Here is a 21,641-nt window from a genome sequence, read left to right on the forward strand (position 1 = left end):
ACCACGGCAGGCCCGGACACGGCGGGCCGGGCGGCGGCACCGGCTGGTTCGACGGCCCCGACGGAGGCGGCCCCGGCGGGCCGGCCGGGCCGGACGGCGGACCGGCCGGGCCGGCCGGGCCGGCCGGGCCGGGCGGGTTCGGCGGCCCATCCGGTCCCGGCGGATTCGACGGCCCCGGTGGATTCGGCGGTCCCGGCCGGGACGACGGCCCCGGGGCCGGGGACGGCTCCGATGTGCACACCCTCACCGGCGCCTACGCCCTGCACGCGCTGCCGGCGGACGAACGGGCCCGGTTCGAGCGGCACCTGGCGGTCTGCGGGGCCTGCGAGCAGGAGGTCCTGGAGCTGTCCGCGACCGCCGGCCGGCTCGGTTCGGCCGAGTCGGTGGAGCCGCCCCCGGAGCTGCGGGACCGGGTGCTGGCCCGGATCGCCTCCGTCCGGCAGGACCCTCCGGGTGTGCCCCGGCCCCGGCCGGAGGGCCCCCGGCCGCACGCCGCGCGGCCCGGTGGGGGCGGGGCGGAGCGGAACGGCGCCGGTGCCGGTGGCGGCCGTGCCGGTGCGGGCGGTGCCGGACGGCGCGGGTCGCGCGGGCGGTCGTACTTCGTTCTGGCGGCGTGTCTGGCCGTCCTGGCCGGCGGGCTCGGCGGAGTGGCGGTGTGGCAGCGGCAGGAGGCGCGGGACGCCCGGGCCGAGGCGCAGGCGGCGGAGCGGCGCTCCGGGGAGCTGGCCCGGGTGCTGACCGCGCCGGACGCCCGGACCGGTTCGGTCCCGCTGGGTGACGGCGCCGGCGGGACGGTGGTCGTCTCGCGCTCCGAGGACCGGGCGGCGTTCCTCGCCTCGGGGCTGCCGGAGCTGCCGGGCGGCAAGGTGTACCAGCTGTGGTTCGACGACGGCGGGACGATGCGCTCCGCCGGTCTGCTCCCCCTCGCGGCCGGTCCGGACACGGGTGCCGCGGCGGGGGCGGTGCTGATGGAGGGCCGGGTCGGCGCGGCGGGCGGGGTCGGCATCACGGTCGAACCGGCGGGCGGTTCGCCGCAGCCGACCACCGAGCCGCTGGGGCTGGTGGAACTCCCGGCGTAAAACCGGGACCGCCGCCGGGAAGGGCCGGGCACCCCCGCGACCGGGTGCCCGGCCCGGAGGGCCGCCCGGCCGGGGGCACGGCTCGGAGCGTCAGGCGACGCGGTGTTCCACCGCGATCTGCTCGATGCGGTGGGCCAGTTCGGTGTCCAGTTCGGTCACCTTGCCGCCCACGCTGTGGGTGTTCACCGACACCTTCAGCTTGTCGTAGGACAGCGTCAGATCGGCGTGGTGGTTCAGGCTCTCCTGCACCCGGGCGATCTCGGTGACGATCGCCGCCGCGGCCAGGTGCCCGGCGAAGGTGTACGTGCGCTCGATGCGGTCGCCGGTGGACGCCCAGCCCGGCAGCTCCGTGAGAGCGTCCTGGATCTCCTGGGGCGTCAGCGGTCGGGGTGCCATGGTTCTTCCCTCCGTCGGTCGTGCCTCGGCCTGCCACCGTGGCACGCCGGGTCCGCCGCGCGCCACGGCCCCGGGGCGGTGTCACTCTCCTCGGCTACCGTCGGGCGGCATGACGGCGCATGCGGGGGACACGAGGACGGCCGCCCGGGGCGGAGCGGGGGCGCTGCTGCGGGGCTGGCGGGAGCTGCGCCGGATCAGCCAGCTGGAGCTGGCGCTGCGCGCGGGCTCCTCGGCACGGCACATCAGCTTCGTCGAGACCGGCCGGTCCCGGCCGAGCCGGGAGCTGCTGCTGCGGCTCGCGGGGCAGCTCGACGTCCCGGTGCGGGAGCGCAACGCCCTGCTGGTGGCCGCCGGTTACGCCCCGCAGTTCCCGGAACGGCCGCTGGACGACCCGGCTCTGGAGCCCCTCCGCGCGGAGCTGGAGCGGCTCCTGGCGGGCTATGACCCGTATCCGGCGTTCGTGGTCGACGGCATGTACACGGTGGTCGCCGCCAATCGCGGACTGGCCGCGCTGCTGGAGGGCGTCGCCGCCCCGCTGCTGGAACCCCCGGTGAACGCGCTGCGGATCGCGCTCCACCCGGGGGGCCTGGCCCCGCGCATCAGGAATTACGCCGAGTGGCGCGGCCATCTGCTGGGCCGGCTGGAGCGGCAGCTGCCCCTGGTCCGCTCCGCGCCGCTGCGTGCTCTCTACGAGGAGCTGCGCGGCTACCCGGCGCCGCCCGCGCCCCCGCCCGCCCCGGGCCCGGCGGACGCGTCCGCCTCCCCCGGCTCCCCCGTCCCGGGCTGCCCCGCCCCCGGTGAGCGGGAGCCGGTCGCGCTGCCGATGCGGCTGGAGCACGGCGGCCGGGTGCTCTCCTTCGTCTCGGCCATCGCCACCTTCAACACCCCCATGGACGTGACGGTGTCGGAGCTGGCCATCGAGACGCTGCTGCCCGCCGACCGCGAGACGGGGGAGTTCCTGCGCGGGACGGCGCCCTGAGTCCCGCGCGGGAGGGCACGCGCGCCGCCTGCCCTCTCCGCCGTGCGGTCGGCGGATGTGAGACGAGTCTCCCGGGCCGGGCGGCACCGGGACGGTCGCCCGGGCAGCGCGCGGGTGCCGCCGGGCAGGCCCCGGCACACCCGGTACGGCTCCCTTCGCACCCCCTGGCACCACCCCGGGGGCCTGCCCCCGTGGCGGCCGTCGGGCTGCCCGGATGGAAGTGGGGCCTCCGGATGCCGCACACTCGGCGGTATGACGACAAGCACCGAGGCCCCCGGCACAGCCCGGGCCGCTTCGGAAACGGTCCACCCTCCTCGTACCGCGGAATCCGGCAGTGATTTCGCCCGGCTGGCGAAACGGATCTCCCGTGCCGGCCTGCTGGAGCGCCGCCCCCGCTACTACGCGGTCCGGTTCTCCGTGGTCTCCGTACTCTTCGTGGCCGGCTGGACGGCCTTCGCGCTGCTCGGGGACTCCTGGTGGCAGCCGGCCGTGGCCGCCTTCCTCGGGCTGGTCTTCGGGCAGATCGCGCTGCTGACCCACGACCTCGCCCACCGCCAGGTCTTCCGGCGCCGCCGGCCCAGCGAGACCGGCGGCCGGCTGTTCGGCAATCTCGGCATCGGGATGAGCTACGGCTGGTGGATGAACAAGCACACCCGGCACCACGCCAACCCCAACCACGAGGAGCTGGACCCGGACGTCACCCCCGACATCCTCGTCTGGTCCGGCAGGCAGGCGCGGGAGAGCCGGGGCCTGCCCCGGTTCATCGGCCGCCGGCAGGCGTACCTGTTCTTCCCGCTGCTCACCCTGGAGGGCTTCAACCTCCATGTGTCGAGCGTGCGGGCGCTCCTCGCCGGGGGGATGAAGCGGCGGGTCCTGGAGGCCGTCCTGCTCTCCGCGCACACCGTGGTCTACCTGGGCGCGCTGTTCCTCGTGCTCTCCCCCGGCAAGGCGCTGCTGTTCCTCTTCGTCCACCAGGCCGTCTTCGGCGTCTACCTGGGGTCGACGTTCGCGCCCAACCACAAGGGGATGCCGACCTTCACCGGCGAGGACCGGCCCGACTTCCTGCGGCGCCAGGTGCTCACCTCCCGCAATGTGCGCGGCGGGCACCTCATGGACATCGCCCTGGGCGGGCTGAACTACCAGATCGAGCACCACCTCTTCCCCAGCATGGCCACCCCGCACCTGCGCCGGGCCCGGGCCATCGTCCGCGAGTACTGCGCGGAGCTGAACATCCCGTACCACGAGACCGGGCTGATCGCCTCGTACCGTGAGGCGCTGCGCCATCTGCACGCCGTCGGCGCGCCGCTCCGGCGGGGCGGACGGGACGCGGTACCCGCCGCCTGAGCGGTACGGACAGCCGCCCGGCGGTCACGGCGGCCCCGACGACCCGGCAGCCCAAGCCGACCCGGCCGTCGCCGCAATCCCGGCAGCCCCGGCAGCCCCGGGAGCCCCGGCAGTCGCGGCGGTCCCGGGAGTCCCGGCGGTCAGCCGACGCGTTCGCCGGGGCCGCCCGCCGGGGGCGACAGCGGGGCCCCGGGGGCCTCCGTCTCGGCCAGCCAGCGGCGGAACACCCGGTGCACCGCCTCCGCCCCGGTGAGGATCTCGCCCTCCGGCACCGGAGGCGACAGTTCCGCGGGGCGGAGCAGGAAGGCGTGGCCCTGGGAGCCGCCGAGCCCGCCGTGCGAGCCGATCTGCGCCTCGAAGGCGTGCACCCGGCCGGTCGTCGGGTCGTACGCGGAGTTGACCATGATGTCCGCGGCGTGCGGGAAGGCCGCGGTGCGCCGGACCGCGTCCTCGGCCTCCGGGCCGAAGGGCGCCAGCGGGTCCGGGCCGATGACGACGCGCTGGTCGAGCCGGTGCTCGCCGCCGTGCGGGCCCAGCACCACCGGCCCGTACTCCTCGCTGCGCACCAGGAGGAACCCGATGCCGGGGTGCTCGGCCAGCGTGCCCAGCAGTGCGGGGTGGCGGCGCTCGATCTCCTCCCGGCTGACCCTGCCGGGCAGTTCGGGGAAGCTGATCAGCCCGAGGTTGCCGGAGCCGAGCACGACCGGCCCGGCGCCCCGGCCGCGCCGGGTCTCCTTCTCCTCCTCATCGACGCGGTGCAGCGCCGCCCGGGCCACCGCCCGCGCCTCGGCGCCGGTCACCTCGCGGTCGGCGCGCCGTCCGGCCAGCGGCCGGGAACCGGACCGGCCGCCGCGGCAGCCGATGCGGACCAGTTCCTCCAGCGTGATCCCGTAGGCCTCGGCGAACGTCCGGCCGGGGCTCTGCCCGTGATCGGAGAGCAGCACGATGCGATAGGCGCGGGGCGCATGGGCGGCGGCCTTCGCGATCAGCCGGACGCTGCGGTCGAGGCGGGCCAGCACCTGCTGGGCGTCCCGGCTGTGCGGGCCGGAGTGGTGGGCCACCTCGTCGTAGGCGACGAGGTCGGCGTAGACCACCGTGCGCCCGGCGAACAGGTCGCCGATGACGGCCGCGACGACCACGTCCCGGGAGACGACGGTCGCGAAGGCGCGGATGAACGGGTAGAGCCCGCCCCGCTTGACGCGCGGCTCGTCCCCGCGCATCCGGGCCCGCACGGCCTGCACGATCTCGCGGAACACCTCGGCGGTGAAGGACAGGGCGGTGCGGGTGGCGTTGGCCGGATCGGAGAAGTACGCGAAGTAGCCCGCCCGGGAGCGGGTGCCCCGGCCGCGCCGGGCGGCCACGGAGAGCACCAGGGCGAGCTGCTGCGCGCCGCCGCTGAAGAGGTTGCCGCGGCTGGCGCCGTCCTCCGCCAGCAGCCCCCGGTCGCCGGTGCGCTCGACGGCGCGGCGCTGGAGTTCGGCGACGCTGCTCGGCGAGGAGCACACCATGACGCGGCCGGTCTCCTTCTCGTACCAGCGGAAGGCGGGGACGTCGTGGTTGGTGCCGTGCAGAATGCCGAGCTGGCTGGCGCCGGTCTGGCTGGACCAGTCGGTGCGCCACATCGACAGCCGGTGGCCGCCGGTCCCGATCCAGGAGGCGACGGTCTCCATGACCGGCGGCAGCACCCGGCCGGTACCGGGCAGGGTGCGGGGGGTGACGGCCTCACTGAGGACGTCGAAGCCCACCCCATCGAGCTGGAGGAAGAGGATGCCCGGCCGGGCGGGAAGACCGTCCTCGCCGGTGCGCCGGGGGCCGGGCCGGTGCCGGTGCGCGAGCCGGCGGAGCCGCCGCCGGTAGGCGCCGTCGTCACGGACGGCGAGAGCGGTGCTGGTCGCGGAGGCGACGGCCGACATGATGGCGGCCACCGCCACGGCCGTCTCCGGCCCGGCCTCGCTCCCGCCATCGGGGACCAGCCGCAGGGCGAGCAGCAGCATCGAGCCGTTGAGGAAGAACACCAGGATGCCGAGGACGAAGGCCGGCACCAGCAGCAGCGCGCGGACCAGCAGCGGCCAGACCAGCGCGCTCAGCAGCCCGAAGGCGCCGGCGCCGATGGCGGCCGTGCGGGCGATGGTCGTCGGGCTGTCGCCGCTGGGGGACTGGATGCGGAAGTCCGGCAGCAGGCCGGCGAGGATCAGCATCGTCAGCGTGCTGACCGCCCACACCGCGAGCACCCGGAACACCGCGCCGCCGACGGCCCGCCATCTGCCTCGTACCACGCACGTTCCCATCTCGCCCGGTCCGCCCGCACCGTCCGCGGTACGGGCCGGCTCCAGACTGTCACAACGGGGCGCGGACCACGGGGGACCGCGTGGTCGTGAAGCGTCCGGCCGGAGTGCGCCCGGCGCCCGGCCCGGGGGCGGGGCGACGGGAGCGGCCGGGGCCGGGAGGCCGGGTCGTTCCCTTGCCGGCCCTTACGGGCGCGGGGCTGCGCGGGGGCGTGAACGGTGGAGGGAGGGAGTTCAGGAGCGCCCGGTGCGGGCCCGCAGCTCCGCGACGATCTCCGCGGTGAGCGGGGCCGGGAGGCCGTGGCGTTCGGCCGCGCGGAGCACCGAGCCGCCGATCGCGTCGAGCTCCAGGGGGCGGCCCGCCTCGGCGTCGCGCTGCATCGAGGACTTCATGGAGCCGGGGGCGCCCTCCAGGAAGCCGAGCACCTCGCCCGGCTCGGCGGTGGCGCCCGCGGCGCGCGCGACGGCGGCGATCTCGTCGAGCAGGGCGAGCAGTTCGGGCCGCCGCTGCTCGCGGACCGCGCCGACCGTGGCCCCGTAGCGGGTGGTGAGGAGGGCCATCGGGGCGAGGAAGACCAGCTTGTCCCAGAGCAGGGCGGTCTCGTCGTCCCGTACGGTCGCGCCGAGCCCGGCCTCGCGCAGCAGAGCTGCGGTGTGGTCGAGGCGCTCGCGGGGCACGGTGCGGCCGGCGAGTTCGATGCCGGCGAAGGGGCTGGTGTGCTCGATGCGGCCGGGGGCGACGCGGGTCGACTCGACGCGGATCGTCGCGGCGGCCACCTGCTCCGCCGGATAGCGCTCGCGCAGCGGCCCGAGGTGGTCGGCCCCGTTGAGCAGCGGGAGCACCAGTCCGCCGCCGAGAGCCGCCGCCGGCACCCGCTCCAGGGCGTCGGCGAGCGCGGTCTCCTTGACGGTGACGAACAGCAGGCCGGCCGGCTCGCGCAGTTCGGTGTCCGCCTCGACCGGGACCCGGAAGGCGCCGAAGCGCCCGCTGGTCACGTGCAGGCCGTCCTGCCGCAGCGTTCCGGCGGTCTCCGCTCCGGCGAGGCACACCACGCGGTGCCCCGCGCGGGCGAGCAGCGCGCCGACCAGTCCTCCCACGCCGCCCGGGCCCAGTACCGCCACTGTCATCGGGGTCACGGTCACTCTCCTTGCCGCCGGTCTCACCGCGTTCTGCCGTCCGCCCCGCCACCCGGGGCGGCCCCACCGTACCGACCGGCGGGTACGAGGACGGCCGCGGGGCAGACGGTCCGGAAGCGGCGCGGCCGTGCGGAGACGGCCCGGGGTGCAGCCCCGGCCGCCGCAGCGCCCGGCGCCGTACCCGGCCGTGCGGCTACGCTCGGCAGCAGGACGCCGCAGCGGCGGCGGAGACCAGGGAGGTGTGGCGGGTGCCGGTCGAGATCACTTGGTGGGGCCATGCCACCGCGACCGTGACGGATTCCGGGGTGCGGGTGCTCACCGACCCCCTGCTCGTGCAGCGGCTGGCGCATCTGCGGCGCCGCCGGGGCGCGGTGCCCCCGCCCGAGGCCGCCGTCGCCGATGTCGTGCTGGTCTCCCATCTGCACGCCGACCATCTCCACCCGCGCTCGCTGGCCCGGCTGGAGCCGGGCACCCGGGTGCTCGTGCCGCGCGGGGCGCTCGCCGCGGTGCCCGCGCTGCGCCGGCTGGCCGCCGGAACGCTGCGCGTCACCGAGGTCGCGCCCGGTGACGAGACGCGGGTCGGGGATCTCACGGTGCGGGCCGTGCCCGCCGCGCACGACGGGCGCCGGCTGCCGTACGGGCCCCGCCGCTCTCCCGCCCTCGGCTATGTGCTGCGGGGCGAGTCGACCACCTACTTCGCGGGGGACACGGGCTTGTTCGACGAGATGGCGGATGTGGTGGGGCCCTGCGATGTGGCGCTGCTGCCGGTCGGCGGCTGGGGCCCGTATCTGGGCAGCGGCCATCTGGACGCCTCGCGCGCCGCCCGGGCGGCGGCCCGGCTGGCGCCGCGGTGCGCGGTGCCGGTGCACTACGGCACGTTCTGGCCGATCGGCCTGGACGCCGTGCGGCCGCACGAGTTCCACTCCCCCGGCGAGGAGTTCGTCCGGCAGGCGACGGCGCTCGCCCCGGAGGTGGCCGTGCACCGGCTGGAGCACGGGCAGAGCGTGCGGCCAGAGGTCGCGCGGTGACCGACGGGGCCGTGCACCGGGCGCTGCCCGGCGCGGTGGGAGACCTCCTCAGCTGGGTGCCGGCGACGTCGCCGCAGACCTTCGTGGGCTACCCCTCGCTGTTCCTGCTGGTGGCGCTGGGGTCACTGGTGCCGGTGGTGCCGACGGGCGCGCTGGTGAGTTCGGCGGCGGCCGTGGCCCTCCACCACCAGCTGCCCGGGCTCACCCTGCCGCTGGTGTTCGCGGTGGCGGCCCTGGCGGCCTTCGCCGGTGACGTCCTCCTCTACTGGCTCGGCCTGCGCGGCGTGCGCTCGGACAGCGGCTCCCGCTGGCTGCGGCGGCTGCGTGACCGGGCGGCGCCCGACCGGCTGGAGGCGGCGCGGCGGAAGCTGGACGAGCGCGGGGTGACGGTGCTCGTCGTGTCCCGGCTGATGCCGGCCGGGCGGATTCCGGTGATGCTGGCGTGCCTGCTGGCGAAGATGCCGCTGCGGGACTTCGTCCGCGGTGACGCGCCGGCGAGCCTGGCGTGGGCCGCGGCCTATCTGCTGATCGGGATCACCGGCGGTTCGCTCTTCCCCGAGCCCTGGCAGGGGGCGCTGGCGGCGGTGGCCCTGGCGCTGGCCATCAGCGCCGCCCCGGCCGGCTGGCGCCGGGTCCGGGACGCCGGCCGGCGCGATACGGCGAGCTGACCGGCGCGCGCCCGCCCCCGTCGGGCCGGGCGGGCCCCGGTCCCCCGGTCACTCCTCCGGGAGCACCCGGGAGCCGCCCACCGGGAGGTCCCAGAGCTGCCCGCGGGGGCGGCCGGTGCGCCGCCAGGCGGCGCGGACCCGGGTGAGCGGTTCCAGCGGGGGTTCGGCGGAGAGCAGGAACGTCGCCCAGTGCATCGGCGCCATGTGCCGCGCGCCCACGTCCAGGCAGGCCTGCACGGCCTCCTCCGGGTCGGTGTGGACGTCGCGCAGCATGTCCGAGGGGTCGTAGGCGCCGATCGGCAGCAGAGCGAGGTCGATCCCGGGCAGCCGGGCACCGATCTCCGCGAACCAGTGGCCGTAGCCGGTGTCGCCCGCGAAGTACACGCGCCGGCCCGCGGGGCCGGTCAGGACCCAGCCGCCCCACAGCGAACGGCAGGTGTCGGTGAGGGTGCGCTTGCTCCAGTGGTGGGCCGGGACGAAGTCGAAGCGGACGGTGCCGCGGTCCCGGGCGGGCAGTTCCACCGCCTCCCACCAGTCGAGTTCGGTGACGCGGGTGAAGCGGCGGCGCCGGCACCAGGCGCCGAGCCCGGCCGGCACGAAGAGGTGGGTGTCGCGGGGGAGCCTGCGGAGCGTGGGGCCGTCGAGGTGGTCGTAGTGGTTGTGGCTGATGACGACGGCGTCCACCGGGGGCAGGTCCCTCCAGGGGACGCCGACGGGGGTGACGCGGGAGGGGGTGCCGAGGATGCGGCGGGACCACACCGGGTCGGTCAGCACGGTGAGCCCGCCTATCCGCACCACCCAGCTCGCGTGGCCCGCCCAGGTCACGGCGACCGTGCCGGGCCCGGCCTCCGGCAGCGGGCCCGGCGCCACGGGCAGCTCGGAGACCTCCGCCAGGGCCTCGGCGGGGGGCCGCGACACCCCTTCGCGGGCCAGCCGCGCGAGGCCGGCCACCCCGGCGGGCAGCGGCGCGGTGAGCCGGTCGGCGAAGGACCGGGGCCAGGTGCGGGTCTCCCCCAGCGGACGGGGCTCGGGCAGCGGTCCGGTACGGGGGCGGGGGGCCGGGCCCGGAGCGGTGGCCGTGGCGGTGCCGGGGGGCGCGGCGGCGGTGCCGGGACCGGTCCCGGTCTCCGTGCCGGTGCCGGCCCCGGTGCCTGTGCCGGTTCCGTAGCCGATACGGCCGCCGACTCCGGTGGCGGTACCGATTCCGGTGAGGAAGCGCTCCTGCCGTTCCGTCATCGCTGCTCCCTTGGCTCTCCGCGGTGCCCTGCGGCCCGCTCGCTACCAGGCGTCACGCCTTGCCGTATGCCCCCTTCCGTTGACAACGTTCCTCCTTCTGTCCGGCCCGCCCGGGCGGACGGTCCCGGGCCCGTCCGATGCCACGCCTCACCCGTCACGCCACCTGCTGCCGGAACGGGGACGAGCCGGAGCCGCCACAGCCGGCCGGCGGCGGGGTCCGTGCCCGTCCCGGTCCCGTCATCCGCCGCTCCACTCGTCGAGAGCCCTTGTCACCAGGGTCAGCGACCGGGCCGCGTGCGGCGAGTCCAGCGGGTCCGCGGCGGTGAGCGCCCGGAGGCGGCCGGGCCCGTCCGGGGCGAGCAGCGGCTCGGTGGTGAACCGGACGCGGAGCGCGTCGGGGGGATCGCCGAACCGGTGCCCGCCCGCCACGGGGAAGCCGAGCCGCCGGGTGAGGTGGGCCTCCAGCTCCACGGAGTCGCCGATCCCCCGGGCGGCCAGCGCGTCACCGAACGGGCCGAGGTCGGCGTAGATCCGGTCCCCCGCACGCGGCGGGCGGCAGAGGGCGCCGTGGCGGACGACGGTGCGGTACAGGGCGGCGGCGAGGATGCCGTGCAGCCGGGCGGCGGCCCGGAGCCGCTCGGTGACGTCGGGCGGCTCGGTGAGGGCGTGGGCGACGGCGGCGGCCAGCGGCGCCCCGGGCCCGGTCCGTGTCCCGGCGAGTACCCCCAGGGCGGCCGCGCGCAGCCCGGCGCCTTCCCGGCCCGCCGGGAAGCGGGCGGTCGCGGCGGGCCAGCCGGGCGGCAGCAGCGTGGTCCCGAGCCCGGCGAGGACGACGACGTGCCCGGGCAGCATCTCCGCCGGGCTGACGAACACGGGCCGGCCCCGCCCGGCCGGCGCGGGATCGCCCGGCGGGGGCGGGGCGTCCGGGGTGTCCGGGACCGCCACGGGGGACGGGTGGAGCGCGTCGCGGTCCGTCTCGTCGCTGATGATCAGCAGCCCCTCGCCGGCCGCCGCTTCGCACACCTCGTGCAGCAGTTCGGGGGGCGCGGTGGTGCCCGTCGGGTCGTCGGCCGGCGACAGGACGAGCACGCGGGGGGTCCCGCCCTCCGCCCGCACCCGGCGCACGGTCTCCAGCAGGGCGAACGGATCGGGCACACCCCCGCACTCGGCGGGGACGGGCACGGGGTAGGCCGGGCGGCCGAGCACCAGCGGCTGCGCCGAGTGCCACGGCGCGCACGGCCGGGTGGTGAAGACGTCGCCGCCCGCCGCCGCGAGCAGCGCGAGCAGCAGGGGTTGCGGGCCCGCGGCGGCCAGCAGCCGCTCGGGGCCGGTGGCCAGTCCGCGGCGGGCCCAGTAGCCGCGGGCCGCGTCGAGCAGTTCCGGTCCGCCGCCCACCGGCTCGGGTGCGCCGCGGCCGGCCGACGCCGCCAGCCGTTCGGCGAGTCCGGGGAGGACGGGCAGGCCGGAGGGCTCCACCGGCGGCCCGAAGAGGGCCGGGCCACGCGGCTCCGGTGGCATCGGCTCCATCGGGTACCTCCGTCGGGGCCTGGGCGGTGTGACGGCCCGCTCCTTCCACCTTCGCAGATCCCGCCCGGTCGGCAACGGCGGGCGGCCGTGCCCCGGCACCGCGACGGCGCGTGCGGGGGCTACGGCCGGGAGCCCGGCCGCTCGCGGGGCCCGGCCGGGCGGCTGGACGCGAGCCGGGCGATCTCCGCCTCCGCGCCCCGGCCGCGGCTGCCGACCAGGGCGGCGGCCAGCTCGGACAGCTTCCGGTTGGTGCGCTGGGACATGGTGCGGAGCAGACCGAAGGCCCTGTCGGCGTCGCAGCCCAGGACGTGCATGATGATCCCGCACGCCTGGTCCACCACGGGGCGGGCCCGCAGCGCGGTGCCGAGCTGGTCGATCTCGGCGTGCAGCCGGCGCTGTTCGATGCCCCGGACGATCTCGCTCGTGGCCAGGTCGCCGAGGAGGGCGGTCACCCCGCGCTCCGGGTCCACGAGCCGGCCCGGACGGAAGCCGTAGACGGTGAGGGTGACCAGCAGGTCCTCCCGGCGGAACAGCAGGGTCGTGCTGGAGCGCACCCCCGCCTCCAGGGCCCGTGCCCGGTAGCGGGGCCAGCGTTCGTCGTGCAGCAGGTCCTCCGAGGCGGCCGGGCGGCCGGTCTCCAGAACGGCCGGCACGGGGCCCTCGCCGGTCTCCCACTGCACGGTCACCAGCGGCGCGAGGTCGGGGTGGGTCACGGCCGTGCGGAGCGGGGCGGCGGAGAACGCCGCGGCGGCGCCCCGCGCGCCGGAGAGCCCGGAGAGGGGGACGGCGGTCGCCCCGGCACCGCAGCACCAGGGGTTGCACGCGGCGGCCTGCTCGGCGAGCCGCGCCAGACTGGGATCGGAGGCGTCGGGTACCGTCCCCGGCGCGGGATCCGGCTCGAGTTCCCTGTGCTCGGGCATACCTGGGAACAGCCCTCCTTACGCTCCGAGGTCGCACATCCGCACCGGTGAGCAGACTCTCACCGGCCATGAAGCCGTACGGTTCCCCCGGGTCTCCCCCGTCCGGTCGCCTGCCCGGGCCGGGACCGGCAAAACGGATACGGACGTCCTTCCGCCCGCCGGGGCCCCGGCGGCGCTCTGCCACCGCCCGCACCCCGGGTGGCGTCCAACTCCCCGGCAGGCCGATGCGGTTACCGTGGGCTCATGGGCGAGACCATCGATTTCGGTGCCGAGCTGGCGGATTTCCGCAGCCGGGTCGCGGAGTTGCAGTCCATACGTTCGCTTCCCTCCGAGGAACGGGGAGCGGCCCTGGACACCGCGCTGTTCGAACTCCAGCACGTGGCGGACGTCCTGTGGCCGCGTTTCGAGAAACTCTCGGCGGCGTCGGCACGCGACGGCACCCCCCGGGAGAATCCGGAACTGCGGCTGCTGCGCGGCCTCTTCCAGCGGCTGCCGCTTCCGGTGGTGCTCATGGACCGCACCACCGTCGTCCGGCGGCTCAACGCCGCCGCCGGCGAACTCTTCGCCCTGCGGGCCGGGTACGCCACCGGCCGGGCGCTGACCGGTGCCCTGGCACACGACACCCGCGCGGCGTTCCGCTCCCAGGTGGCCGCCGTGGCGCGGGGCGAGGGCGGCCGCAGCCTGCTGGTGCGGCGGCTGCCGGAGCCCGCCCCGGACGGCGGGGGCCGGAGCGCCCTGCGCGCGACCCTCACCGCCCTGCGGCCACCGGACGAGCAGCGGCCGGCCGTGCTCGCCGTCTTCCAGACCGTCCCCGCGCGAGAGGCGGAACGGGAGCCGCGCCGCGCACCGGCGCGTGCGGCGGACCGCGCCGGCTCGCCCCGGCTTCCCGCGCCGCCGCCGCGGCTGCCCCGCCCGGACCTCGCCGAGGTGTCCCGGAACGCCGAACTGATGGACCTGGTCGACGACATGGCCGCCGCCCTGCTCGCCGGCTCCCCCGGCTCCCCGGAGGACGTGCTCGGCCGGGCGGCCCGGCTGCTGCACGGCCGGTTCGCCGACTGGGTGATCGCCGACCTCGCCCCCGTCACGGACGACGGCGGTACGCCCGGCCCGCTGCGGCGGCTGGTGGTGCTGGGCCCGGACCCGCGGCCGGAGCCGGGTACGGGGCCGGCCGGCCAGGATCCCGCGGACTGCCCGCTGGTGCTGGACGCCGTACGGGACGGGGTGCCGGCGCTGCTGGTGCGCCCGGAGGACCCGGAGGCCTTCGGGCGGGACGCCTCGGGGGCGGCCGTGCTGGTGTCGGCGCGGGTGACCTCGCTGCTCTGCGTACCGCTGTGCCCGCCGCCCCGCGAGGGGCAGGCGCCGGGGGATACGGCCGCGCCGTCCGGGGCCCTGACGCTCTTCCGCACGGGCGGGCGGCGCGCCTTCGAGATGGCCGAGGCCGGAGCGGTGCACCGGATGACCCGGCATCTGTCGCTGGCCCTGGGCCACGCGGCCGGGCGGGACGCCGAGCCCGCCGGTCCGGCCTCCCCGGCGTGAGGCCCGTACGAGGCACGGGGGACGGGGCGGCCCGCGCCCCGGCCCCGACCGGCGGTGAGCACCGGCGGAGAACAACCGCCCCGCCGTCCGGGAGCACCGGGGCGGAGCGGCCGGGGAACCGAACCGCCGGGCGGCTGCCGCGGGCGGCCGCCCGGCGGTTCAGTTCGCGTCGGCCATCACCTGGTCGCAGAGTGTGGCGCAGGTCCGGCTGATCAGCCGGGAGACGTGCATCTGGGAGATGCCGAGCTGCTCGGCGATCCGGCTCTGGGTCATGTCGCAGAAGAACCGCATGTAGAGGATCTGCCGCTCGCGTTCCGGTAGCCGGCTGAGCTTGGGCTTGATCGCCTCGCGGTCCACGATCCGGTCGAAGCCCGGCTCGGCCTTGCCCAGGGTGTCGACGAGCGCGTAGCCGTCCTCGGAGCCGGGGAGTTCCGCGTCCAGCGACAGCGGGGTGAAGCTGTCGAGCGCCTCCATGCCGAGCAGCACGTCCTCCTCGGACATCCCGGTGTGCTCGGCGACCTCGCGGATGCTGGGGCCGCGTCCGTCGAGGGTGGTGGAGAGTTCGCGGTACGCCACCCGGACCCGGTTGCGCAGTTCCTGCACCCGGCGAGGTACGTGCAGGCCCCACATGTGGTCGCGGAAGTGCCGCTTGACCTCGCCGACGACCGTCGGCACGGCGAAGCTCTCGAAGGCGGTGCCGCGGTCCGGGTCGTACCGCATCACGGCTTTGACCAGACCGAGCGCGGCCACCTGCTGGAGGTCCTCGATGGACTCGCCGCGGTTGCGGAACTGCCGGGCCAGCCGTTCGGCCATGGGTATCCAGGCGCTGACGACCCGCTGGCGCAGGGCGTCCTTCTCGGGGCCGTCGGGCATCCGGGAGAGCCTGCGGAAGTCTTCGGCGGTGTCGGGTGCGTCGTCGTGCGGGTGCCTCGAGCGAGGCCGCTTGGTGGTGTGAGCGCGTACGGTCGTCATGAGGATCTCGCTCCCAGGACGGTCGGACTGGTTCACCGTGGGAGCAGGCACGACATACGGGGCCGAGGCGCGCTCGGGGCCGCAGACAGAGCTGGTCCCACGGGCGTGCCTACGGTCCGAAGCACGGTTGTCGCTTGCCCCCGGGCCCGGACCGCAAACACACGGTCCTCGAGCCCTTCCGGCAGCGGCGGGAGCCCGCTGGAACAGGTTCACTTCCATGCTCCACCAGGTCCGCCGGGTGCGCGACCGGAGGCATCGCCGACCGTCTCGCCCGGCCCGGCGAGCTTCGTCTGCGTTCTGGTGAACTCGCAGGTGGGAACGGTGTTGATCAAGCCGCGGCCCGCCCGTCCGGCCGCCGGGGCGGAACGGAACGGAACCTCCCGGCGGGGCACCCGGCGGTGCTTTGCCCCGGGGACGGACGCGCCCCGGCCCGGGGGGCCGGGGCGTCGCCGTGGCGGCCCGGGGCGGCACGGGCCGGAGGGCCCGGCCGGCCGCCGGGGACGGACATCCGTCCGTCCGGACGCGGTCAGTCGTTCGTCGGCCAGCTCCCGGTCACCCGGCGGACGCCGTTGGCGCCGCTCCGCTCGACGACGGCGCGGACCCCGCCCACGATGGCGCCCTTGACGATGGCGGGCGGCAGGATCTGCGCCCAGGTGTAGTCCGGGTCGGTGGGCTCGGGGGCCTCGTCCTTGTCCGAGACCCGCTTCCAGAGCTGCTTGAAGAGGGCACCGGCGATGACACCGCCGAGAATGCCGAAGAGCGCGCTCAGGATCTTGTACACCGTGCTCACGTTCAGCCCTTGCCCTTCTCCGCGCGCTTGCCGCGTATCGCCATCAGAACGAGGAGCAGGGCGACACCGCCCGCCACGGCGGCGAGCGGCGGGCCGCCCAGCCGTTCCGTGGCCTGTCCGGCCTGCTCCCGGACCTCCTCCTTGATCTCGGCGGCCCGGGCCCTGGCGCGGGACTTCACGTCCGCGCGGGCCGCGAGCCGCTCCACCGTGTCACCGAGCCGCTCCCGCGCCTGGATCACTTCCTGGCGCAGTTCCTCGGGAGTGCTCGTCATCGGTGTGCCCTCTCCTTGATCCGTTCGGCATCGGCCTTCATGCCGCTGATCGCCTCCTCGGGCATCAGCGGTGCCGCCTCCCGGGTCTGCTTGCGGCCGAGCGCCGCCAGGATCCCGGCGAAGGCGAAGAGCGCCGCCGCCCCGATCAGGGCGGCGGCCCACACCGGCAGGACCAGGGCGAGTGCGGCGATCCCCGCCGCCACCAGCGCCTGGAACGCCACGAAGGCCACAACGCCCGCCCCGCCGAACAGCCCGCCCCCGAGGCCGGCCCGCTTGCCCTTGCGGGCCAGCTCGGCCTGGGCGAGCCGCATCTCACCGCGTACCAGGTCGGACAGTTGCTCGGCGGCCTGCTTGACGAGGTCGCCTGCCGACGGTTCGCCGGTGCCGCCTCCGGGCGGCCGTCGGTTCACGGTCGTGGTCACTGGTGTCTTCCTCCCTCATGAACATGACTTCCTCGTAGCGGCCCAGTGCCAGGACGAGGCCGAGCATGGCCATCGGTATGAGTACGGCGAATACCGCCATGGCCCTGGTCCTTCCCTGGGGAACAGTCACGCTCTGCGACGAACGTCACGGGCCTTGAAGGCGAGTGACCATTCCCTTTCGGGTCAAACCGGACTTTCTTCCGACTGATGAGCCTGTTCTGTCACCGGGTAGGGCTCGGACCCGGGATCCCTGAATTCCCGGGCCCGAGCCTTCCTTTTCCCCACTCACGGCCACTCCGGCCGTGCACCGGGTCCCCCGGCCCGTATCCGCCAAACACCGCGGCGGGCCGGCGGGACCGGAACTCCGGGGCGGCCGGCCGCGGCCCCCGCCCCGGAGCGGCTCAGGGCTCGCGGGCCCGCGCCCCCTCCCGGGTGCGGGACGGCGTCACCTGCCGGCGCGGGTGGCGCCGCAGATACTCGCCCTCCAGTTCGGCCATCCGCGAGTTGTGGGCGACCAGCGCGTCCGGCGCGCCGTGCAGCAGCGTCTCGTGCCGGGTCCGGTGGACCGACTCCAGCTCCTTCAGCAGCTGCCGCTCGTCCAGGTCGGCGGGATCGACCCCGGCTCTCCGCCGTTCCGCGTCCGCCATGGCTCCACCTCTCTCGTCGTCTCTCGCCCCGCGGTCCCGCCCGCCCGCCGTGCGGGACGGCCCGGTCCGCTCGTGGCCCCGTCCGTGCGTGCCGCGTCCTCTCCCGTCGTCCTCTCCGTCTTCTCCGTCACGGGCCGCGCAACCGCTCCGCGGCCGGGTTCCCACGGTTCCGGCGTTCTCCCGCGTCCGGCGGGGTCTCCCGCCAGACCGGTGCCGGTCGTGTTGCCGTGGATCCATCGGGTACCCGGTTCGCACCACCGATACAGACAGTTCGGAGGAAGCAATGGAACTCGCATTCCTCAACCCGGTCGTGGAGCGGCCCGGCCCCTGGGCGTCGGTCTACTTCGACACCTCCCGCGCGTCTCAGTACGCCTTCAAGGAGCAGGAGCTGGCGGCCCGCGAGGCCTGTGACGAACTGGCCGCGCAGGGCGCCGACGAGCGCACCTGCCGCACGCTGCGCGACGTGCTGAGCGAACTGCCCCGCACCGGCGCTCCCGGGCGGGCCCTCTTCGCCACCGGTGGGGAAGTCGTGCTGGACGTGCCGCTCGGCGAGGCCCCGCAGGGCCGCTCGGAGGTCAGCTGGTCGCCGGTGCCGCACCTCGGTCCGCTGCTGGAGCACCGCAGCGAGAACCCGCGGTGCCTGATCGCGTACATCGACCGCAAGGGCGCCGACTTCGAGGTCCGCGACGACTACGGCCGTGAGGAAGCCGGGCACCAGGAGGGGCAGGACTGGCCGATCCACCGCAACCGGCACGGCGCCGACTGGTCCGTCCGGCACTTCGAGCTCGCCGTCGAGGAGACCTGGGACCACAACGCCGGGGAGATCGCCAAGGCCCTCGCGGAGACCTGGGAGGAGACCGGCGCCCGGATGCTGGTCCTCGCCGGGGACGTGCGCGAGCGCCGCGCCGTGCACGACCGGCTCCCCGAGCCGCTGAAGTCCGCCTGCACCGAGACCGAGTACGGCGGCCGCGCCGCCGGCGCCCGCCGGGAGCGGCTGGACGAGGTGGTGGACGAGGCCCGCGAGAAGTACGTCCGGCAGCACACGGCGGAGCTGCTGGACCGGTTCCGCTCCCGCCGCGCCCAGGTGCCCGGCGATGTGCCGCACGACGCGGCGGAGGGCGTGCCCGCGCTGGTCGAGGCGGCGCGCGAGCACCGCATCGGCTCACTCGTCATCCGGCCCGACGGACCCGACGTGCACCGCGAGGTGTGGGTGGGCCGCGAGCCCGACCAGATCGCCGTACGGCACACCGACATCCCGTACCTCGGCGACACCGAACCGGTCGCCGTCCGCGCCGACGACGCGCTGCTGCGCGCCGCGGCCGCGAGCGGCGCCGAGGCCGTCGTCGTGCACCGCCCGGAGGACGTCGACGGTGATCTGCCGTCCGGCGGGCTGGGCGCCCTGCTCCGCTGGCCCAGCGCCCGCGGCGAACGTCTGGAGGAATCGCTGTGACCCTCAGGAACCCCCTCCTCCGCAACCCCTTCCGCCGGAATCACCGCGCGGGCCGCCCGCCCGACCCGGCGGCGGGCCAACAGCAGCGCGGAACGAAGCAGCAGCGGGAGGACCACATGCAGCGAGGCAGCGACCGGCTCAACGTGCACCACGACGACGAGATGAAGCACCAGCTCCAGGGGATGCTCCGCTCCGGGCACTCCACCCGGGCGGAGGAGTGGCACGACCCCGAGCCCAGCGCCGAGGACGACCCCGACACCACGCTGCGCCCGGCCCCGACCCCCGGTGTCAGCGACGAGGCCGAGGCGGAGGCCCTCCGCTCCGAACTCGCCCGCTACTTCGGCCGCACCCCCTTCCCCGGCCGGCGCGAACAGCTCCTGGGCACGCTGCGCGAACGCAACGCCCCCGAACGGCTGGTGGAGGTGATCGGCACCCTCCCGGCGGACCAGGACTACCGCAATGTGCAGGACGTGATGGTGGCACTCGGCCGCAAGCCCCGGTCCTGACCCGGGACGGCGGGGCGCCGGACCCCCCGGCGCGGGACGGGGCGAGTCCCCGGGACCCCGGACTATGCGGAGATACGGAGAGCGGAGACACGGAGACACGCCTTCGCCCCTCCGCGCCGCGCCGGCCGCCCCGCCCCCGTATCCCCGCATACGCCGCGCCCCCGCGGGTACTCCGGGCCGGAGAAGGAACCCCGCTCCCCGCCCTGAACCCGCGGGGACGGCGTGGGGACGGGGCCGTGACGGGCCCCGCCGGGCCCCGCGCCCCGAGGAGGCGACGAAGCCATGGCACACGGACACGGACAGGCAGAACACGTACGCGACGTCATGACCCCCGCGGTGACGGCCGTGCGCCCCGACGCGTCACTGGTCGAGGCCGCCGAGCTGATGCGCACCCACGACATCGGCGACGTCGTGGTCGTCGAGGACAGCCGGCTCATCGGCATCCTCACCGACCGGGACATCACCCTCCGCGCGGTGGCCGAGGGCGTCGACCCGCTGACGGTCAGCGCGCTGTCCGTCTGCACCCCGCGCCCCGTCACGGTCGGGCCGGACGAATCGGTCGACGCCGCCGTGATGCTGATGCGGACCAACGCGGTACGGCGGCTGCCCGTCGTCGAGGACGGCAGGCCGCTCGGCATGGTCAGCATCGGCGACCTCGCCCTGGCCCAGGACCCGGGATCGGCCCTCGCCGACATCAGCCGCGCCGTCCCGGACACCTGGCCCGTCCAGGCGGTCTGACCCCGGCGGTCCCGCTGATCACGCGCCGGTCCCGGTGACCGCCCGCCGGTCCCGGCGATCACCCGCCGGCGGAAGCGATGCCCCGACCGGCAGCGGGTATGCGTCTGTCCATGACGGACGACACGAGGGGCCGCTGGCACCGATGGCTCAGCGAAGGGGACCGGGCGGTGTTCGCCCGGGTGGCCGCACACCACTGGCCCGCCGGGGACCGGTTTCTGCCGCGCCTCACCCACAGCGCCAACCACGGCCGACTGTGGTTCGGCGTGGCCGCCGGACTGTGGGCGTTCGGCGGCGCCCGGGGCCGCCGGGCGGCCACCCGGGGGATCGCCTCGCTGGCGCTCGCCTCGGCCACCGTGAACACCCTGGGCAAGCGCTCGGTGCGCCGCGACCGCCCGATCATCGACGCCGTGCCGCACCTCCGGCGCGCCAAGCGCCAGCCGACCACCACCTCCTTCCCCTCCGGGCACTCGGCCTCCGCCGCGGCCTTCGCCGTGGGCGTCGCGCTGGAGTCACGGCCGTGGGGCACGCTGCTGGCCCCGGTCGCCGCCGCCGTCGCCTTCTCCCGCGTCTACACCGGCGTGCACTACCCGAGCGACGTCGTCGCGGGTGCCGCCCTCGGCGCCGGGGCGGCCTACGCCGTCCGGGGCCTCGTGCCCTCGCGGCACCAGCTGCCGCCGCCCGCCCGCCCGCGCGGCGACGCCCCCGCCCTTCCCGCCGGGGAGGGCCTGTTCGTCGTCGTCAACCCGCTCTCCGGCGCCATGCCCCACCGGGCCGACCCGGTACGGCAGTTGCGGGCGGCGCTGCCCAAGGCGGAGATCGTGCGCCACGACCCCGACCGGGCCCCGCTGACGAGCACGCTGGAGACCGCGGCGCGCGACGCGGCCGAACGGGGCGGCGCGCTCGGCGTCGTCGGCGGCGACGGTACGGTCAGCGCGGCCGCGACGGTCGCGCTCCAGTACGGGGTGCCGCTCGCCGTCCTTCCCGGCGGCACCTTCAACCACTTCGCGTCCGACCTCGGCGTGGAGGACATCCAGGACGTCCGCGCCGCCGTGACGCGCGGCGAGGCCGTCCGGGTGGACGTGGGACGGCTGACCCCGAGCGAGGGCCCCGGCGCCCTGCGCGAACCCACCTACTTCCTCAACACCTTCAGCCTCGGCTCGTACCCGGAGCTGGTGCGGCTGCGCGGGCACTGGTCGCCGCGGATCGGCGGCCCCGCCGCGACCCTGCTCGGCGTGGCGCACGTCCTGCGCACCTCCCGCCCGGTGAGGGCCGTGGTCAACGGCGTGCCGCGCTCCATGTGGCTGCTCTTCGCGGGCAACGGCGCCTACCGCAGCGTGGGGCTGGCCCCGGTCCGCCGCTACGACCTGGCGGACGGCCTGCTGGACGTCCGGGTCGCGCACGGCGGCCGCTTCGCCCGCACCCGGCTCGTCGCGGCGGCGCTCACGGGCGCGCTGGCCCGGTCCCCCGTCTACGCCGCCGCGCGTCCGCGCCGGCTGCGGGTCTCGGGACTGCCGACCGGCACCCACATGGCGTACGACGGCGAGGTGGCGCCCGCTCCCCCGGCCTTCGTCATCGACAAGGCGGAGGAGGCGCTGACCGTTTACCGGCCGGTCCCGGACTGAGGGGCACACCGGCGTCGGCCGGCCCCTCCGGGGCACCGGCCGGCCGACGCTCGCCGCCTCTTCGCGCCTCTCATCGCGTACCACATG

21 protein-coding genes are annotated in these 21,641 nt (G+C 76.3%); 10 read left to right on the plus strand and 11 right to left on the minus strand.

Annotated features, from left to right (window positions below; genetic code table 11):
* The first annotated feature begins 233 nt into the window (after positions 1-233).
* A complete protein-coding gene (locus tag SXIN_RS05450; RefSeq protein ID WP_095756664.1) occupies positions 234-1,079 on the plus strand; it encodes an anti-sigma factor in 846 nt (281 codons plus the stop codon).
* A 90-nt stretch (positions 1,080-1,169) separates the two neighbouring features.
* Here SXIN_RS05450 and SXIN_RS05455 read toward each other — a convergent pair whose 3' ends face one another.
* Positions 1,170-1,475: a 4a-hydroxytetrahydrobiopterin dehydratase gene (locus tag SXIN_RS05455; RefSeq protein WP_019711445.1), complete on the minus strand. Its 306-nt coding sequence runs from the start codon at positions 1,473-1,475 to the stop codon at positions 1,170-1,172.
* Positions 1,476-1,584: 109 nt separating this feature from the next.
* Between SXIN_RS05455 and SXIN_RS05460 the strand changes: the two genes are divergently transcribed.
* Positions 1,585-2,454: a helix-turn-helix domain-containing protein gene (locus SXIN_RS05460; protein WP_019711444.1), complete on the plus strand. Its 870-nt coding sequence runs from the start codon at positions 1,585-1,587 to the stop codon at positions 2,452-2,454.
* A 252-nt stretch (positions 2,455-2,706) separates the two neighbouring features.
* Positions 2,707-3,798 carry a fatty acid desaturase family protein gene (locus SXIN_RS05465; protein ID WP_019711443.1) on the plus strand — a complete coding sequence of 364 codons (1,092 nt, stop codon included), beginning with the start codon at positions 2,707-2,709 and terminating at the stop codon, positions 3,796-3,798.
* A 140-nt stretch (positions 3,799-3,938) separates the two neighbouring features.
* On the opposite strand, the gene SXIN_RS05470 is transcribed toward SXIN_RS05465, so the two are convergent.
* Both SXIN_RS05470 and SXIN_RS05475 read right to left on the minus strand, forming a co-directional pair.
* Positions 3,939-6,086 (minus strand): phage holin family protein, encoded by a 2,148-nt coding sequence (locus tag SXIN_RS05470; protein ID WP_095756665.1) that lies wholly within the window; start codon positions 6,084-6,086, stop codon positions 3,939-3,941.
* Positions 6,087-6,317: 231 nt separating this feature from the next.
* Entirely contained in the window at positions 6,318-7,211 is an 894-nt protein-coding gene (locus SXIN_RS05475) for a ketopantoate reductase family protein (RefSeq protein ID WP_095757940.1), read from the minus strand.
* A 257-nt stretch (positions 7,212-7,468) separates the two neighbouring features.
* Between SXIN_RS05475 and SXIN_RS05480 the strand changes: the two genes are divergently transcribed.
* Positions 7,469-8,248, plus strand: a complete 780-nt coding sequence (locus tag SXIN_RS05480) for an MBL fold metallo-hydrolase (RefSeq protein WP_095757941.1) — start codon at positions 7,469-7,471, stop codon at positions 8,246-8,248.
* A gap of 35 nt (positions 8,249-8,283) precedes the next feature.
* A complete protein-coding gene (locus SXIN_RS05485; RefSeq protein WP_095757942.1) occupies positions 8,284-8,916 on the plus strand; it encodes a DedA family protein in 633 nt (210 codons plus the stop codon).
* Positions 8,917-8,964: 48 nt separating this feature from the next.
* Here SXIN_RS05485 and SXIN_RS05490 read toward each other — a convergent pair whose 3' ends face one another.
* From SXIN_RS05490 to SXIN_RS05500, 3 genes are all read right to left on the minus strand, one after another.
* Positions 8,965-10,152, minus strand: coding sequence for an MBL fold metallo-hydrolase (locus SXIN_RS05490; protein WP_238153683.1), 1,188 nt, complete (start codon positions 10,150-10,152; stop codon positions 8,965-8,967).
* A 237-nt stretch (positions 10,153-10,389) separates the two neighbouring features.
* Positions 10,390-11,679, minus strand: coding sequence for a PLP-dependent aminotransferase family protein (locus SXIN_RS05495; protein WP_095756666.1), 1,290 nt, complete (start codon positions 11,677-11,679; stop codon positions 10,390-10,392).
* Positions 11,680-11,798: 119 nt separating this feature from the next.
* Positions 11,799-12,599: a GAF and ANTAR domain-containing protein gene (locus SXIN_RS05500; RefSeq protein ID WP_095756667.1), complete on the minus strand. Its 801-nt coding sequence runs from the start codon at positions 12,597-12,599 to the stop codon at positions 11,799-11,801.
* Positions 12,600-12,842: 243 nt separating this feature from the next.
* Between SXIN_RS05500 and SXIN_RS05505 the strand changes: the two genes are divergently transcribed.
* A complete protein-coding gene (locus SXIN_RS05505) occupies positions 12,843-14,135 on the plus strand; it encodes a PAS domain-containing protein (RefSeq protein WP_095756668.1) in 1,293 nt (430 codons plus the stop codon).
* A 159-nt stretch (positions 14,136-14,294) separates the two neighbouring features.
* On the opposite strand, the gene SXIN_RS05510 is transcribed toward SXIN_RS05505, so the two are convergent.
* The 5 genes from SXIN_RS05510 to SXIN_RS05530 all read right to left on the minus strand — a co-directional run bounded on the left by SXIN_RS05510 (position 14,295) and on the right by SXIN_RS05530 (position 17,238).
* On the minus strand, positions 14,295-15,107 hold the full coding sequence (locus SXIN_RS05510) for a SigB/SigF/SigG family RNA polymerase sigma factor (RefSeq protein WP_019706408.1): 813 nt from the start codon (positions 15,105-15,107) through the stop codon (positions 14,295-14,297).
* Positions 15,108-15,633: 526 nt separating this feature from the next.
* Positions 15,634-15,897: a DUF4235 domain-containing protein gene (locus tag SXIN_RS05515; RefSeq protein ID WP_095756669.1), complete on the minus strand. Its 264-nt coding sequence runs from the start codon at positions 15,895-15,897 to the stop codon at positions 15,634-15,636.
* Positions 15,898-15,899: 2 nt separating this feature from the next.
* The gene (locus SXIN_RS05520; protein ID WP_019706332.1) at positions 15,900-16,169 is read right to left on the minus strand and encodes a DUF3618 domain-containing protein; all 270 of its coding nucleotides are present in this window, start codon (positions 16,167-16,169) and stop codon (positions 15,900-15,902) included.
* A complete protein-coding gene (locus SXIN_RS05525) occupies positions 16,166-16,591 on the minus strand; it encodes a phage holin family protein (protein ID WP_019706333.1) in 426 nt (141 codons plus the stop codon). The genes SXIN_RS05520 and SXIN_RS05525 overlap by 4 nt, the downstream gene beginning before the upstream one ends.
* A 401-nt stretch (positions 16,592-16,992) precedes the next feature.
* Positions 16,993-17,238, minus strand: a complete 246-nt coding sequence (locus SXIN_RS05530; protein ID WP_019710938.1) for a DUF6158 family protein — start codon at positions 17,236-17,238, stop codon at positions 16,993-16,995.
* A 283-nt stretch (positions 17,239-17,521) separates the two neighbouring features.
* Here SXIN_RS05530 and SXIN_RS05535 point away from each other — a divergent pair, with 283 nt between their 5' ends.
* From SXIN_RS05535 to SXIN_RS05550, 4 genes are all read left to right on the plus strand, one after another.
* Positions 17,522-18,688 carry a baeRF2 domain-containing protein gene (locus SXIN_RS05535; RefSeq protein ID WP_019710939.1) on the plus strand — a complete coding sequence of 389 codons (1,167 nt, stop codon included), beginning with the start codon at positions 17,522-17,524 and terminating at the stop codon, positions 18,686-18,688.
* Positions 18,685-19,194: a DUF2795 domain-containing protein gene (locus SXIN_RS05540; protein WP_019710940.1), complete on the plus strand. Its 510-nt coding sequence runs from the start codon at positions 18,685-18,687 to the stop codon at positions 19,192-19,194. The genes SXIN_RS05535 and SXIN_RS05540 overlap by 4 nt, the downstream gene beginning before the upstream one ends.
* 282 nt (positions 19,195-19,476) lie before the next feature.
* Entirely contained in the window at positions 19,477-19,932 is a 456-nt protein-coding gene (locus tag SXIN_RS05545; protein ID WP_019710941.1) for a CBS domain-containing protein, read from the plus strand.
* A 110-nt stretch (positions 19,933-20,042) separates the two neighbouring features.
* Positions 20,043-21,554, plus strand: a complete 1,512-nt coding sequence (locus tag SXIN_RS05550) for a bifunctional phosphatase PAP2/diacylglycerol kinase family protein (RefSeq protein WP_095757944.1) — start codon at positions 20,043-20,045, stop codon at positions 21,552-21,554.
* The last annotated feature ends 87 nt before the right edge of the window (positions 21,555-21,641 follow it).

The sequence above is a fragment of the Streptomyces xinghaiensis S187 genome (assembly GCF_000220705.2).
GTDB lineage: Bacteria > Actinomycetota > Actinomycetes > Streptomycetales > Streptomycetaceae > Streptomyces > Streptomyces xinghaiensis.